Origin of the sequence: Rhizobium hidalgonense (assembly GCF_005862185.2) — a bacterium.
Taxonomy (GTDB): Bacteria; Pseudomonadota; Alphaproteobacteria; order Rhizobiales; family Rhizobiaceae; genus Rhizobium; species Rhizobium hidalgonense.
Genome location: NZ_CP054027.1, coordinates 3,672,527 through 3,686,896, shown reverse-complemented (window position 1 = coordinate 3,686,896; position 14,370 = coordinate 3,672,527). Strand labels below are relative to the sequence as shown.

Genomic DNA, 14,370 nt, shown 5'->3' with positions numbered 1-14,370 from the left:
TCTCGCCTCAGCTGCGGACCGGACCGGTGGAATCGCGCGCGATCAGCGTGACCGGCACCTTGACGATCGCACCCTGCCGAAATCCGTCGCCTGTCTGCTGTGCCTCGATCAGCGCTTCCAGCAGCCGTGCGGCTTGCTGCCCGACATTACGGATCGGCTGTGCGACCGTTGTCAGCCGGGGAAAGACATAGGCTGCCTCCGGCAGGTCGTCGAAGCCGACGACCGAGTAGTCCTTCGGCACGGACAATCCGCGATCCTGGATGGCGTGGATTGCGGCAATTGCCGAAATGTCGGTGGTGCCGATGATCGCGGTGATTTCAGCTCGGGATGCCAGCAGTTCCCGCGCCAGCCGGTAGGTCTCGGCAAAGCTGTGCTCTTCAGCCATCGCCACGACGGCAGGCGTGATGCCGTCTTTGGCCATTTCCGCCGTGACGCCCTGCAGGCGAAGCTGGATCGGCTGGCTGTGTGCCGGCGCCCCGACGATGGCGATTGCCCGGTGGCCGAGGCCGATCAGATGGCGCGCCATCAGCCTTCCGCCTTCCTCGTGATCGGCCATCACGGCGTCGTCGGCGATGCCGCTCAGCTCGCGGTCGATGGCGATGATGGGAATACCGGCATCCCGCAGCACCCCGAAATGCTCGATGCTGCCGAACGCGCTTGCGACGATGACGCCATCGACGCGCTGGGCAAGCAGCATCGAGATATAGCGCGCCTCGTGATCCATATTTTCCGCCGTGCTGCAGATCAGCGTCTGATAGCCGTGCTGAAACAATTCCTGTTCGATGGCATGGGCGAGGATGCCGAAGAACGGCACGTCGATCGACGGCAGCATCAGTCCGATCATCCGGCTTGGTGCACCGCGCAGCATACGGGCGCCCTTGCTAGGCGTGTAGTTCAGTGTCCGGATCGCTGCCTCTACGCGATCCCTGAGCTCAGGCGAGGCGTAACCGCTGTTGTTGAGCACACGCGAGACCGAAGAGACCGACGTTCCCGCAAGTTTGGCGATATGTCTGATGCTGGTCGTCACGGGCCCGCATTTCTCTCTTTCTGCAGCACGGAGCGTCTTTGCAGCTGCGCAAGGGACGCTGTAGCAGTTTGAATGCCGCACAACTTATCCCTAAATCGATTCCGATCTAACGAATTCGTACGGCATGGACACCAGATGAACGACACAGTCATTCTTTTTCACGGAATTGCCCGGACGAAGAAAAGCATGGAGAAGCTCGCGGTCTTCCTGTCCGGCCATGGATATCGGGTTGTCAATGTCGGTTACCCCTCCACCAGGTTCTCGATCGGCGACCTCGTCGACCTCGTTCGGCCGCAGATCGACGCAGCCGCGAAGGAGGCGGGCGACGGCCGTCTGCACTTTGTCGGTTACTCGATGGGTGGGCTGCTCATCCGTGCTTTTCTCAGGAACCATCGCCCGCCGAACCTGGGAAGAGTGGTCATGGTCGGAACGCCGAACAGCGGCAGCCAGATCGCCGATTTCCTCAAGACCTGGCCACTCTACAGGAAGTTCTATGGACCGGCCGGGCAGCAGCTCATTACCGATCAAACCGCAATGACTAAGCTGTTCGGCACGGTCGATTATGAACTCGGCATCATCGCAGGGAACAAGACCATCGACCCGGTCTCTTCCCTGATCATCGGCCTCAGGGTTCCGAGTGACGGAAAGGTGTCGGTGGAGAGCACCCGTCTCGACGGTGCCGCGGCGCATATCGTCATTCCCGCCAACCACACTTTCCTGCCGGTCAACAAGATCATGTGGAGCCAGACCCTGTCGTTTCTGCAGGATGGGCGGTTTCTGGACTAAAACACGGATGGGCTGCCCATCGAGACAGTTTAACTTCTAACCATAGAACCGGCCCTCAGCGACCGGCGCCGATACGCCGTCCATTCATTCAGTTGGGCGTAAGCGCGCCAGGGGCCGACCTCACCGTTGAACGGTGAGGTCCTGCTTGACCTTTGAAATCAGCAGGCGTGAGCCGTCAGCGGTGAAGTGCCCGTAGTCGAATTGCACCGGGTCGCCGTTTTGTGTCCACACGACACAGTCCGGGTTGCACATGGTCTTATAGGTGGAGATATAGAGTGCTCCGCTTCCGGCCAATGCGTCCCGAATGTCGACACCGATGTGCTGCCGAGGCGCCAAATGATCGGCGGCTTTAAATGGCTGCCTGTCGTAGAGAGAGTGAGCGAGCAGCCGCGGCAAGGAGGATTTATACTCTGCCACTGGTCCGAAGACGACGATCTTTTTGGCAAAGGGTGAGAGGTAGTCCACCGTCTTTCTGATGAGTTTGACGTCATCTGCCGTCCAGCGTCCCGCCAAAACGAGCAAATCGACCTTGTGGCTCGGCAAAAACTCTTTGAATACGTAGTTCATCAGTTCCACGCACCGATCTTCGCCCTCGGCATCAAGCGTGGGACGGCATCCTGATGCGTTGGCTTGAATGATGTTGGCTCCCGGCAGCGTCTTCAATCCAGGATATAGGTGAGCGGCGTGGCTATCACCGACGAGCGCTATGTTTTGCTGATTATCTGAGAGAGCCAAACAGCCGTCGCGATCGTATTTTTCGATACCGTCGTTCGACGTCAGGAAACATTTTCCACTGCGGAAGGCTTGCGAGGGGTCGTAATCGGCAAATTCCGCCACCCGCTCAACGAGCTTGTTGTCGTCCTTCATTTGATTGGCGGCGAGTTGCCCGACGAATGCCAGCATTGCAACGGAGGCAATTGAGGCAGCCCCGGCGGCCACGGACACCATGGGTCGGTATCGCATCGTTCGGAACGGCGTTTCGATGAATCGCCACGAAACATAGGCGACGGCAAAACTCAAAGCGACCGGCACCAATTGCCAGCCATGCTCCCACGCCCCGTACTGGTTCGAAAACACCCAGATCGGCCAATGCCACAGATAGAGGGAATAGGAAATCAAGCCTATGGCGGTGGCGACCCGCAATGATAGAAGCTTGCTGACAAGCGTGCCTGGACCGGCCCAGATGATCAGAGCCGTGCCTGCCGTGGCGGGCAGGGCCATCAGCCCGGGAAACTCAGAGGTTTTTGACAAAAACAGTGCGCTCAGGCAGATCGCCAAGGCGCCGATTGCCGAAAGCGCACCGTTGATCCGCATATCGGCGAATTTCCTCAATGCCGGTGCTGCGATGAGGGAGCCGACCAGCAGTTCCCAAGCGCGATACTGCACAAGATAAAAGGCTGCCGAGCGATTGATTGGAACGGTGATCATTGCGGCAATGAGGCTGACCGCGAAAAGTCCCGCTATGGCTATCCCTGTTGCCCTGCGCCCGTACCGGCTTGCTGCCATGACGATCAGCGGAAAAATGACGTAGAACTGCTCTTCGACCGACAACGACCATGTGTGCAGGACCGGATTGAATTCCGCGGAATCATCGAAGTATCCAGTCGTCAGATAGAAGTAGGCATTGGAAGCAAAGAGCGCGGAAGAGGTAACAGACTTAAAGACCCGCAGGCTTTCGTCAGGCAGCATCGTGAAATACGAAACCGCCATCACAACGGCATACATGGCCACGACAGCGGGAAGAATTCGTTTGGCTCGGCGGCTATAGAAGTTGCCGATCGAAAATCGGCCATCGCTCGCTTCAGCGAGAATGATTTTCGTAATCAGATATCCCGAAATCACGAAAAAAATGTCCACCCCGATAAATCCGCCGGGAAGAATGCGATCGAATCCACAGTGATAAAGAATCACAAAAATGACGGCTACGGCTCGCAGGCCGTCGATATCTTGACGATGCGTAATCATTTTCGGCCTCGGTGTTTGGCCTCCCGGGATTTCGTAACGTGAGACAGTTCAACATGCAACCAGGGTCAGCGTAAAATGAAAACTACTCGCCTTAAAAGCGTTTCTACCCACAGATAAAAGGCCCAGCGAGCGGGCGCCGAGCGGCCGCAAGGTCATCCAGGTTTTCGAGATAGTGTTTATTTTACCATTGGTCCAAGGACGCCGGCGAGGAGAAGCATGGCGTCCATCAGCTCAACAGTGACTGACCAAACAGCTGCCTTTCAACGGTCCCCGACTCAGGCCACGGAAGAAGACTGACGGGCGATTAAAATGAGCTGCTGAAACGCAGCGGCGGCGTTGTCATGACGCCATGCAGGAAAAATCGGGCGAACGTGTGACGAGCCCGGTGCGGTGGGCCGATCTCGGGCCCGAGATGCGATGCGGCCTCGACGCGCTGGAGATAGCGGCCATTCAGGTTAAGGTAATTTTCAGATATTCAAACATCCGCCATACCACAGTTCACTATTGTGAGCGACAAGCCTATCGAAGGAAGATCTGATGCCCGCCATCCTGCGAAAGAAAATTCATGGAGCATCCACCCGTGGGCAGGTCATTGACGGTGCTGAGGATATCGGCGTCGCCTATCAGGTGTTTTCCGATACGGTGGTCGAAGACGTGGTGGTCAAGAATTCCCCGCGTGGCTTCAAATTTCACAACGGCAAGAATCTTATCATAAGGCGCTGCGAAATCGAAAATGTGACGGGCGACGGCATTTACCTGACGATGACGTCGAATGTGTTGCTGGAGAACAACCGAGTCGGCGAGGCGCCCGGCCAGGGAGCGGATTGTTGCCAATTCGCCTACCAAAACCGTGACGCCAACATCAGTTCCAATGTGGTGGTCCGGGGCAACCTTTTTCTACAGAGGCCGACCAGCGCCTCGAACAAGGGGGCGCTGGTTTGCGGCAGGACCCGAAATTACCGGGTTGAATATAATTTCATCGGCGGGAAGAATTTTTCTTTTTCATCGATCGGCGACGACGCGGTGGTGCGCAGCAATATCATGCGCGACGGCCGGATGAACGATTATTCCTTCGGCTATGGCGTTGGCGATCAAGTCAGCCATGCCGGCCACCATGTTTATGACAACAGGATTGAGAACAGCAATCGCGGCGTGAGTTTGAGCGGTTATTCGGATCAAAATCTGGCGTTTCGCAAAGACATGAATATCCACGATAACGTCATCAGCGAATGTGAAATCGCTTTCTTCGCCAATCGACCATGGTCCGGAAGCTTTCGACGCAACATATTCCTGCGGTGCAAGCAGGGCATTCTGCTGAAGGGGAACGGAAAGGAGACCGCGGGGAAGTTGACGACAACTATTTCAATGACGGCAGCTTTCTGAACGTGACTGCGCCGCCGCTTCGCTTCAACCCCGACGGAAAGGCTTCCGTTTCCTCCGGCGAATGGACAACCGAGCCCGACGAAATCCGCATCCAGTGGCGTGACAAGGGCATCGATATACCGGGCGCCAACCGGCCTTCCATTGCGGTCGCACCCGGCATGGAATTGTCATGCGTCCTATTGGCCCGCAAGGAGCAGAATTGGATGTTGGCGATCGCTGAGACTGCTTATGACGATTTCACGCCACGCGCCTGGGAAGAAAACATGCTGCCCTGGCAGAAGCGCTATCTCTCGATTTGAACGGCTGGTCGCATGCCGATTCGGCGGCCGACAAATATTGACCGATGCGCGAGAACGGCGGAATGAGCGCTCTACCGCCAGGCGTCAAGCACACGTTCCCTCAAGACTGGTGTTGATTCCGGTTTGTCCGCAACCTGGGACGTAGTTCCGAGAGTGCGATGACCATATGCGGCCAGCAAATGAAAGGTGCCAGCATCATGCCTGCCTCGGTCATGGCTCCAAGCATGATGAGGATGATGATGACAATTTCCTTTCGCCTGGCGCCCGATTCTGCCGGATCGGGGTCGACGATCGTCATCTTCCTGAACACGCGGGTCAGCGCAAACAATGTCCATGCGGTAACGCCTGGAATGCCGATATTGAGCGCGAGTTCAAGATAGGTGTTATGGGTCGATCGTGCATCGAAGGTAACCTTGACGTACTCTTCCATGACATCGGGCTGACGAAACATCGCAAACCCATAACCTGTTAGGGGCCGATCCCAGATCAACGGCAATAGCTGTTCCCAGATATTGGTGCGACCGGAGAACGTAATATCTTTGCCGAATGCTTCCGCAACCGCTGAAGCTACGCCGAGGTAAACGAAGCTGGCGCCGAACCCGATGATCACGAACAACAGGAAAACGACGAAGGAACGAAAAAGACGGTTCGGGTAAATGTGAATAACGCGAATGCCATACAGCATCATGCTGCCGAACATCGTCAAGACAACAGCCGTCGAGGACTTGGTTGCGACAATCAAGGCGAGAAGGCACAGCATCGCAGCCCAGCGTATCAGGGTACTGTAACGAAGCCGGCCGAGTTTCTCCGTCGACAGCAGGCAGACAAAACTGACCGAGCAAAACTGCCCCAACGTGTTCTTGTGATAAAATGCGCCTTTGACCATGCCCGCATAGCTGCCACGCATGATGGCGAATTGTGGGAAAGCCGCTGTATAGAGAACGTTGATGAATGCGGCGGCAATCGCAAAACGGCCGAGGACTTTGAAGGCTTCGACATTGCCGTAGCGCGCGCGATACAGAAGAGGCGGGATCGCGAGAACGATGACCGCAGCCAATCCCTTTAAGGATGCGGTCTTGTCAATGGAGAAGACGATCGATGTCAGGCAGGAAATGCCGACAACCACGATGAACGGCGAAAACCTTGAGAAGACCCGCAGGAACTGTTTCTGTTCCAGCAGAAAATATAAGCCTGACAAAGGAATAAGGCCGTAAAGCAATATCTTCATCGGCAGCGGGTCGACCGCGGCGCCATCGTCGAAGTTTGCAGGCAGGCCGTACCACATGCCTGTCGCCCGCCAGAGAGACGCGTAAAACGCTATCGTAAGGACCAGCTTTGCCAGTACATCGCGCCGGACGCGCCACCGGGGCACAGACTGCCGGTGGTAGCCCGCCGGATAGTGGTGTCTTGCTAAAGCTGCATTTTCTATCGTCATCAAAGGCTCTTATAAATCAATCTCGGAGAGCCCCGGCTGTTCACCCCAATCAAGGCATGCCGGGAGTCGATTGAACGGAGGCAGGAACTGAGCCGTGCATTCCGCTTGCACTCATAAAGAACGAATTCGTTTGGCCGTTTCGATAACGTCGTCCTAGTTTCGCAAACTGCCCGTTTCGGTGGGCAATACAGCCAGGGCACACTTGCCCAGTGGCCCCAAATTTCTTGAAGCGGCACGTCTCACTTCACCACGCGGCGCGACTTTAAGCGAACTCATTCCGTGAATCCAGCCGATATAATCATGTCATCATGTCGCGCCGTTTAACCGTCCCACCGGGGCGCTTTTGCGGCGAACCCAATTTTCGGAACCAAAAATCGAATCCGCCGTTGAATGCCATGTCCAACCGTGTCCGGGAGGCAGACATGGCACGTCAGACATTCTGGAAAGGTTATCTCAAGCTCTCGCTCGTCACCGCCGCCGTCTCGCTGACGCCGGCGACGACCGAAAGCAATAAGGTGCGGTTTCACGTCCTCAATCGCCAGACCAGGAACCGCGTCGAAAGCCGCTATGTCGATAGCGTCACCCACAAGCCGGTTGCCGACAGGGATCAGGTCAAAGGTTATCCGCGCGGCGAGGACGACTATGTCCTGCTCGAAGACGAGGAGATCGAGGAGGTCGGGCTCGAAAGCACCCGCACCATCGATATCGACACATTCGTGCCGCGCGGCTCGATCGATTGGATCTGGTACGACAAACCGCATTTTCTGGCCCCTGAGGACAAGGTCGGGGTGGAAGCCTTCTGCGTCATTCGCGAGGCGATGAAGGCGAACGATGTCGTCGGCATCGCCCGTCTTGTGCTCTATCGTCGCGAGCGTGCCGTGCTCTTGGAGCCGCAGGGCAAGGGCATCGTTCTCTGGACCCTGCGTTACGGCGACGAAGTGCGCGAACCGGTGGCCGAACTCGACAGCAAGGCGGAGATCGACAGCAATCTGCTGACGCTGATGAAGCAGCTGGTGAAGGAAGAAACGAAGGATTGGAGCCCGGACATGGTGCAGGATCCGATCCAGAAGCGGCTGAAGTCGATGATCCGCGGCAAGCAGAAGAGCCTGAAGAAGGCCGCGCCCGCGAAAAAGCCCGCACCGGTCAAATCGACCGGCAACGTCATCAATATTATGGATGCGCTGAAGAAGAGCCTCGCCGCGGAAGACGGGCGCAAGCCGCGTTAGAAAAAACGCGGTGGCATTTCGCCCGATAGGTTTCGAGAACCGTCTCAGCTCGCTTTCTTGCTGCGGCTGTCGCTGCGCGCCGGCGCCTTCTTCGCTGGCGCCTTCTTTGCCGAACTCTTGCCGCTCATCCCGGCGCTCTGGCGCAGTGCCTCCATCAGGTCGACCACCTTGCGTTCCGGCGGCTGCTTCTTCTTCGGTGGTGCTCGGCCCTCGATCTTTGCCTTCACCAGCTCGACGAGGGCAGCCTCGTAGCGATCCACATATTCGCTCGGTTCGAAACTGCCCTGCTTGGTGCCGATGATATGGCCCGCGAGCGCGATCATCTCCTTGTCGAACTTGATGTCGGGAATATCGTTGAAGACCGTCTCGGCCGAGCGCACCTCGTAGTCGAAATTCAACATCGTCGCGACGATGCAATCGTCATGCGGGCGGATCAGCAGCGTCCGGTTGCGCCGGAACAGCACGGCTTCAGCGAGTGCTGCGACCTTGCCGTCACGCATGCCCCTGGCGATCAGCGCCAGCGCCTCCTCGTCGTGTTTGTCCACGGGTGCAAGATAGTAGGGCCGGTCGAAATAAAGCTTGTCGATATCGTCGTAGCCGATGAACGCCTTGACATTAAGCACCTTGTCGCTTTCCGGCATGAGTGCGGCGATCTCGTCGCCCTCGATGACGATGTAATCGCCATTCTCCATCTGGTAGCCCTTGACCTGGTCGTCCCGCTCGACCGGTTTGCCAGTCTCGCTGTCGACGAATTGCCGCTCCACCCGATGGCCGGTCCTGCGATTGATGATGTTGAAGGAGACGCGGTCGGAAGAGGAAATGGCGGTGTAAAGTCCGACGGCGCAGGCAAGGTCGCCCACTTTCAGATGACCTTTCCAGCTTGCCCGCGCGGCCATTCCATCCTCCGTCGCAAATCAGAGCCGACTGTTGCTCTTGTCGGTTTCGAGTTCCTGGAACGCCCAGCCGCGGCCATCGGGCGCGGGGTAGGCAAGCAGTGCGTCGCCATCGCCGATCTTCTGGCGCGACGCGGCATCCCTGGCGTGAACGATCGCTTCATCGGCCGTCGCATAGGTTTCCGAGAGCGTATCGCCGAGCTTATAGGCCCAGCCATTGTCATGCGGCACGACCTGATAGGTGATATCGGCCATTTCGGATCTCCTCTTCTCAACTATATAGGGGGCATCATGGCATTGCCATCATGCTCTAATTCCGATTTGTTTTACGCCGCTCGTCCAGCGCGATGATTTTCTCCACCGAAGCGATCTCCTCGCTCGTGACGACGGGAACCGGATCGGCGGCGATTGCCTCCAGCACCTCCTGCGAGACGGCGCCGTTGCGGATCGCCCATTCCAGCGTCTCGCGTGTTTCGCGCTCGGCCTTGAGCTGAGCATAGAGCGCGACGATCAGCCGATCGCGGGCGTCCATGCGCCCGCCCTGGCGATCCACTCTGCGGACATGCACCATCGCAATCCACCTTTGTCACTGATTTCGTTCAGGTGTAATCAACTGCTGACGGGTGGAAAGGTTCCGAAACCGGCAGGCAGCCATTGCCCGGTGCGGCGCCGGGCTGACATTGCCATCCGCAGAATGTTCATGAGAGGATTTCATCATGGTCGATCTCAAGGCCCGTCCCCGCCCCACCGGCGCCACCGCCGTTCTCGGCCGCACCGGTTTTCCGCATGTCACCTCCGCCACCAGGGGCGAGATCGATATCGTCACGTCGCCGTCGCAGCCGGGCTTCAATCCACTCGACCTGCTCTATGCCTCGCTGTCTGCCTGCCTCGTGCTCAGCGCCCGCATGGCCGCCAGCCAGATGGGCGTCCTCGACAGGATCAGCGACATCACCGCCGAGGTTACCGGCGAGAAGGCGACGGAAGGCCTTTCGCGCGTTGCTAGGTTCAATATCGCCTTCTCGATCAAGGGCGATATCGATGAGGAGACCCGGCAGAAGATCGTCCATGCGGCTGAAGACGAGATCTGCACGGTGAGCAATACGATCCGCGGCAATCCCGATTTTTCGACGACGATATCGGCATAGGGCGAATCCTCATAATATTTATAGACAATTGCCAGCGGAGGATTGCGCGGCCCATGCCCGGCTTCTATGTTTGGGCATCGAAAGCGATGATACGGCCACCATGCAGTCCAAGCCTTTCCCGAATTCCGAACGGCCCGTCGTCGCCATCATCGGCGGCGGAGTTTCCGGCGCCGGCGTCGCCTATCATCTGGCCCGGGCGAATTGCGGCGAGCGCCCCGTTATCCAGGTCTTCGAGCCGCGCGCCGAGCTCGGCCGCGGCCTTGCCTATGACACGGATGATCCGGCTCACCGCATCAATGTCCCCGCCGCCAAGATGAGCCTGCAGCCCGACGAACTGGGCGAATTCCAGGCCTGGATCGAAGCCCGCGATGCCGTCGCCGGCGACCCCAAGGCCAAACAGCCCGATGGCTCGCTTTTCCCCCGCCGCCGGCTGTTCGGCGAATATGTCGCCTCCCTGCTGAAGCCATTGCTGGAAGATGGTCGCGTGCGTCATTGCCGCGCAGCGGTCACCGGCGTCGAGCGCCGTGCCGGCCGCTGGACGATCCGCGACGATAAGGGCGGCGTGACGCAAGCCGATATCGTCGCGATTGCCACCAGCCATCCGCCGCCCGCGGCCCCCGGCCGGCTCGCGAGCCGGCTCGCGGGCCATCCACGTTTCGTCGCCGATACCACCAAATCCGCTGCGCTCGACGTCATCCGCCCGCATGACCGGGTGCTGGTCATCGGCAACGGCCTGACGGCGGCAGACGTCATCGCCTCGCTTGCCGAGCGCGGACATGACGGTCCGGTGACGGCGATCTCGCGCCGTGGCCTGCGTTCGCGCGGGCATGCGCCGGTGCCGCAGCCGCTCTTCGGCGATTTCCTTGCCGATGCGACGCATTCCGCCGGCGCGCTGCTGGCAAGGATCCGCGCTGCCATCGATGCGGCAAAAGCCGAGGGCATAAGCTGGCACGGCGTGCTCGATCAGGTGCGGGCGCAGGGATATGATCTCTGGCAGGCGCTGCCGGTTGCCGAACGCCGCCGTCTCGTCCGCCATCTCAGACCCTATTGGGACGTGCACCGTTTCCGGATCGCGCCGCAGGTCGAAGCAGTGCTCGACGCCGCGATTGCCGCCGGCCGCCTTGAGATCCTTGCCGGCTCCGTCGCCGATGCGCGCATCGAGGGCGAGTTCATCCTGTGTATCCTGCAGCCGCGGTATCAGCGCCAGCCGCTGGAGCGCAGTTATGACGCGGTCATCGTCACCACTGGCCCCGCTCATGGCGGTATACTCGAAACGCAGCCCTGGCTTGGAGCATTGGCGGCAAACGGCCACTTGTCGCTTGATCCTACAGGCCTCGGCCTTGCCTGCACCGGGCATTCGGAGGCGATCGGCCCGTCAGGAGAGGCGGATCCGTCGCTGCTGATCTCCGGCCCGCTGGCGCGCGGCACCTTCGGCGAGTTGATGGGCCTGCCGCAGGTGACCGAGCACGCCTTCTTCGTCGCCACCGAGATCGCCGGGAAGCTGCGGGTGAACGCGAAAAACACGCACCCGGCCTGATTTCGCATCCCTATGTCGCGCATCGGCTGTCGCCGGGGATGGATTTCTGATACTCGCTCGGCGACGACCACATCGCGCTCGCGTCCGGGCGATTAAGAATATCGAGATCATGTCGCAGGCTGCCTCCCTTTCCGAAGCCTCGCCTTCCAATCGCCTTGCCCTTGCAGCCCTCATTCTCGGCGGGGCGGCAATCGGCGGTTCGCCGATCTTCGTGAGGCTCTCCGAAGTCGGGCCGATGGCGACGGCATTCTGGCGCGTGGCGCTGGCGCTGATCCCGATATTCATCGTCTCGCAGATGAAGAAGAATGCGGGGGCGAAGCCGCAGAGCTTTGCCGACTACGGCATGCTGATCCTGCCGGGCGTCATGCTGTCGCTCGATCTCGCCGCCTGGCACCTGTCGATCACCATGACGTCAGTCGCCAATGCGACACTGCTTGCCAACCTCGCGCCTGTTTTCGTCACCGTGATCGCCTTCCTGTTTTTCAAGGCGCGGATCGGCCGCGTCTTCCTGCTCGGTCTTGCCCTGGCGCTGGCCGGCGTCGTCGTCTTGAAAGGCGGACCGGCAGCGATCGGCAACGGCGACCTGCACGGCGACGGTCTGGCGATGATCGCCGCCTTCTTCTATGGCTGCTACATCCTTGCGCTCGGCAGCCTGCGCAGCCGGTTCGATACGCGGCGGATCATGCTGTGGAGCACGGCGTCCGCTGCCGTCTGCATCTTTCCGGTCGCCTTTTTCATTGAGGGTCACATGCTGCCGGCGACCGTCTATGGCTGGTCGATGGTCTTTGGCCTCGCCTTTATCAGCCATGCCGGCGGGCAGGCGGCGATCACCTATGCGCTGGCCTATCTGCCGCCGGCCTTTTCCTCGCTGACGCTGCTGCTGCAGCCGGTCGTCGCCGCGATCCTCGCCTGGGCGCTGGTCAATGAGGCGATCGGGCCGATGCAGGCGCTGGGCGCCGCCGTCGTGCTTGCCGGGATCATGGTTGCCCGAACATCTCGTTCTCCGGCTTGATCGCCTGTTGCGCCAGCGGCGGTGGATCGTCGCCCATTCTCTGCAGCAGCCACTTCTGGATGATCGGCACATCGGCATCGCCGAGGTCGTGGCCGCCGGCGATGACGTCTGAATCGACGGTGGCGCCCGAACTTTTCAGCCTTTCCTCCAGCTCGCTCGCATATTTGCCGTAGGCATCGGTCTTGCCGCTGATGACGAGCAGGTCCGTACCCTTCAGATCGGCATGCGGATAGTCGCTCAGAACCGGCATGGAGCGCAGCAGAACGGCCTTATGAACCAGGTTCGGATGCAGATAAAGAAGCGAGTTCAACAGGTTGGCGCCATTCGAATAGCCGACATAGACGATCTTCTTGGGGTCCAGCCCGTAGGATTTGACGGCGCCCTCGATGAAGGCCGCGAAGGCCTCCGCCTCGGTCTTGATGTCGTTCTGGTCGAAGGAGAAGGGGGTAATGCGCTTGTACCAGCGCGGAAACCCTTCCTCCGTCGCCCGGCCGCGCACGCCAAGCAGCGTCGCCCGCGGGGCCGCCTTGTTCAACAGCGGCATCAGCGTCGTTTCGTTGCCGCCGGAGCCATGCAGCAGCACGAAGACGCTGCCGTCGGGATTCGGCGGCGTATAGAAACGGTGGACGAAGGGCAGTTCGCGGTAATTGATTCGCGGCTGGCCGGGCATCGAAAATTGCGGCAGCACGACCTTCAGGTCATGGAGATTGGTGATCGCTTCGGGCGGCGCGAACAGCTTCGTCCCAAGAGCGGCCTGCTCTTCATCGACGGTCATGCCCGGCCTGTCGGTCGCAAGCTCTATCAGCGTGCCGCCGGGCTCGCGGGCATAGAGTGAGCGGAAATATTTGCGGTCATGCAGGTTGGTCGGCGATGCGTCGGTGGCTTCCAGGGCCTTGCGGACGGAAAGCAGCGTCTCCTCGTCGGCGGCGCGGAAGGCGACGTGGTCGACCGTGCCGGTGCCCGGCGCGCCGGACCAGAAGCCGCGCGCATCGCGCACGTCGATGACGTCGCCGGACTGCGAAACCAGCCTGTCGATCGTGCCGCGATTGGCCTGGAAGCGATAGCCGAAATGGCGCTCGAGAAAGCTGCGGCTTTCGGCGGGTTTCTCCGTCAGCATGGTTGCACCGCGCACGCGCTGGACGGTGTGCTCGACCGGGATCGAGGCGCCGTCCCAGACATCAGGCGATGTCAGGTTCTTTGTGCCGGCGAGCTTCAGGATGATGTTGTCGGGGTCCTTCAGCCTCAGCACGGGTTCGCCGAATTCGTCGGTCGGCCCTTCCGATCGCAGGCCGAAGCTCATGGCCCGCGTCAGCCAATAGCCGATGCTCGCAGGGTCGATCGACAGCGATATTTCGCAGATCTGGCCGTAGCCGGCCCGTCCGGGCGCGCCATCTTCCCAGGCGAGGAAGGTCAGGAGCGAACCCGGCGATCCCGCTGCATCGCCATAGAAGAGATGCAGTTGCGTCGCGTCCTCGTAACCGGCCGTCTGCTTGACGAGGCGCATGCCGAGAAAGCCGGCGTAAAAGTCCACGTTCGCCTGCACTTTTCGAGTGACGGCTGTGACGTGATGTATGCCTGATACCATCTGGAGCAGTCCTGATTGAAGCGGTGTCGTCAGGAGCGCGAGTATGAAAGCTGCGAAGGTCATACCGTTGCCAATGA

The 14,370-nt window shown here is 59.7% G+C and carries 12 protein-coding genes and 1 pseudogene; 6 read left to right on the top strand and 7 right to left on the bottom strand.

All coding sequences use genetic code 11. The features are described 5' to 3' along the window. Window positions 1–7 precede the first annotated feature (7 nt). The gene (locus tag FFM81_RS17890; RefSeq protein ID WP_138386291.1) at window positions 8–1,027 is read right to left on the bottom strand and encodes a LacI family DNA-binding transcriptional regulator; all 1,020 of its coding nucleotides are present in this window, start codon (window positions 1,025–1,027) and stop codon (window positions 8–10) included. A 135-nt stretch (window positions 1,028–1,162) separates the two neighbouring features. Here FFM81_RS17890 and FFM81_RS17885 point away from each other — a divergent pair, with 135 nt between their 5' ends. Further along, window positions 1,163–1,813, top strand: coding sequence for an esterase/lipase family protein (locus FFM81_RS17885; protein ID WP_138386292.1), 651 nt, complete (start codon window positions 1,163–1,165; stop codon window positions 1,811–1,813). 120 nt (window positions 1,814–1,933) lie between these two features. Here the strand turns inward: FFM81_RS17885 and FFM81_RS17880 are convergent, their stop codons facing one another. Beyond that, entirely contained in the window at window positions 1,934–3,778 is a 1,845-nt protein-coding gene (locus FFM81_RS17880) for an acyltransferase family protein (RefSeq protein ID WP_025415322.1), read from the bottom strand. Window positions 3,779–4,315: 537 nt separating this feature from the next. Here FFM81_RS17880 and FFM81_RS17875 point away from each other — a divergent pair. Further along, window positions 4,316–5,460 (top strand): annotated as a pseudogene (locus tag FFM81_RS17875) (right-handed parallel beta-helix repeat-containing protein). 100 nt (window positions 5,461–5,560) lie between these two features. On the opposite strand, the gene FFM81_RS17870 reads toward FFM81_RS17875, so the two are convergent. Beyond that, window positions 5,561–6,895, bottom strand: a complete 1,335-nt coding sequence (locus tag FFM81_RS17870; RefSeq protein WP_025415325.1) for an O-antigen ligase family protein — start codon at window positions 6,893–6,895, stop codon at window positions 5,561–5,563. Between the two features lie 422 nt (window positions 6,896–7,317). Between FFM81_RS17870 and ku (FFM81_RS17865) the strand changes: the two genes are divergently transcribed. Continuing rightward, window positions 7,318–8,121 (top strand): non-homologous end joining protein Ku, encoded by an 804-nt coding sequence (gene ku / locus FFM81_RS17865; RefSeq protein WP_003570404.1) that lies wholly within the window; start codon window positions 7,318–7,320, stop codon window positions 8,119–8,121. A gap of 44 nt (window positions 8,122–8,165) precedes the next feature. Here the strand turns inward: ku (FFM81_RS17865) and ku (FFM81_RS17860) are convergent, their stop codons facing one another. Genes ku (FFM81_RS17860) through FFM81_RS17850 form a run of 3 tightly spaced genes read right to left on the bottom strand, consistent with a single transcriptional unit; the run spans window position 8,166 to window position 9,585 of the window. Beyond that, the gene (gene ku, locus FFM81_RS17860; RefSeq protein ID WP_003570402.1) at window positions 8,166–9,017 is read right to left on the bottom strand and encodes a non-homologous end joining protein Ku; all 852 of its coding nucleotides are present in this window, start codon (window positions 9,015–9,017) and stop codon (window positions 8,166–8,168) included. An 18-nt stretch (window positions 9,018–9,035) separates the two neighbouring features. Further along, the gene (locus tag FFM81_RS17855; protein WP_003570400.1) at window positions 9,036–9,269 is read right to left on the bottom strand and encodes a DUF2188 domain-containing protein; all 234 of its coding nucleotides are present in this window, start codon (window positions 9,267–9,269) and stop codon (window positions 9,036–9,038) included. A gap of 55 nt (window positions 9,270–9,324) precedes the next feature. Continuing rightward, window positions 9,325–9,585, bottom strand: coding sequence for a hypothetical protein (locus tag FFM81_RS17850; protein ID WP_138386294.1), 261 nt, complete (start codon window positions 9,583–9,585; stop codon window positions 9,325–9,327). A gap of 145 nt (window positions 9,586–9,730) precedes the next feature. On the opposite strand from FFM81_RS17850, the gene FFM81_RS17845 reads away from it, so the two are divergent. The 3 genes from FFM81_RS17845 to FFM81_RS17835 all read left to right on the top strand — a co-directional run bounded on the left by FFM81_RS17845 (window position 9,731) and on the right by FFM81_RS17835 (window position 12,708). Next, entirely contained in the window at window positions 9,731–10,159 is a 429-nt protein-coding gene (locus FFM81_RS17845; RefSeq protein ID WP_097535710.1) for an OsmC family protein, read from the top strand. Window positions 10,160–10,259: 100 nt separating this feature from the next. Next, window positions 10,260–11,696, top strand: a complete 1,437-nt coding sequence (locus tag FFM81_RS17840) for an FAD/NAD(P)-binding protein (protein WP_128399033.1) — start codon at window positions 10,260–10,262, stop codon at window positions 11,694–11,696. 109 nt (window positions 11,697–11,805) lie between these two features. Then, window positions 11,806–12,708 (top strand): DMT family transporter, encoded by a 903-nt coding sequence (locus FFM81_RS17835; RefSeq protein WP_138386295.1) that lies wholly within the window; start codon window positions 11,806–11,808, stop codon window positions 12,706–12,708. On the opposite strand, the gene FFM81_RS17830 is transcribed toward FFM81_RS17835, so the two are convergent. Further along, window positions 12,674–14,356: a VOC family protein gene (locus FFM81_RS17830; protein ID WP_246401126.1), complete on the bottom strand. Its 1,683-nt coding sequence runs from the start codon at window positions 14,354–14,356 to the stop codon at window positions 12,674–12,676. The two genes, FFM81_RS17835 and FFM81_RS17830, sit on opposite strands and share 35 nt — an antisense overlap. Window positions 14,357–14,370 lie beyond the last annotated feature (14 nt).

What these genes read in the sequence shown, in the direction of transcription:
- FFM81_RS17885 (WP_138386292.1), top strand. Translation starts at nt 1,163, where the DNA reads ATGAACGACACAGTCATTCTTTTTCACGGAATTGCCCGGACGAAGAAA.
- FFM81_RS17880 (WP_025415322.1), bottom strand. Translation starts at nt 3,778, where the DNA reads ATGATTACGCATCGTCAAGATATCGACGGCCTGCGAGCCGTAGCCGTC.
- FFM81_RS17870 (WP_025415325.1), bottom strand. Translation starts at nt 6,895, where the DNA reads ATGACGATAGAAAATGCAGCTTTAGCAAGACACCACTATCCGGCGGGC.
- ku (WP_003570404.1), top strand. Translation starts at nt 7,318, where the DNA reads ATGGCACGTCAGACATTCTGGAAAGGTTATCTCAAGCTCTCGCTCGTC.
- ku (WP_003570402.1), bottom strand. Translation starts at nt 9,017, where the DNA reads ATGGCCGCGCGGGCAAGCTGGAAAGGTCATCTGAAAGTGGGCGACCTT.
- FFM81_RS17855 (WP_003570400.1), bottom strand. Translation starts at nt 9,269, where the DNA reads ATGGCCGATATCACCTATCAGGTCGTGCCGCATGACAATGGCTGGGCC.
- FFM81_RS17850 (WP_138386294.1), bottom strand. Translation starts at nt 9,585, where the DNA reads ATGGTGCATGTCCGCAGAGTGGATCGCCAGGGCGGGCGCATGGACGCC.
- FFM81_RS17845 (WP_097535710.1), top strand. Translation starts at nt 9,731, where the DNA reads ATGGTCGATCTCAAGGCCCGTCCCCGCCCCACCGGCGCCACCGCCGTT.
- FFM81_RS17840 (WP_128399033.1), top strand. Translation starts at nt 10,260, where the DNA reads ATGCAGTCCAAGCCTTTCCCGAATTCCGAACGGCCCGTCGTCGCCATC.
- FFM81_RS17835 (WP_138386295.1), top strand. Translation starts at nt 11,806, where the DNA reads ATGTCGCAGGCTGCCTCCCTTTCCGAAGCCTCGCCTTCCAATCGCCTT.
- FFM81_RS17830 (WP_246401126.1), bottom strand. Translation starts at nt 14,356, where the DNA reads ATGACCTTCGCAGCTTTCATACTCGCGCTCCTGACGACACCGCTTCAA.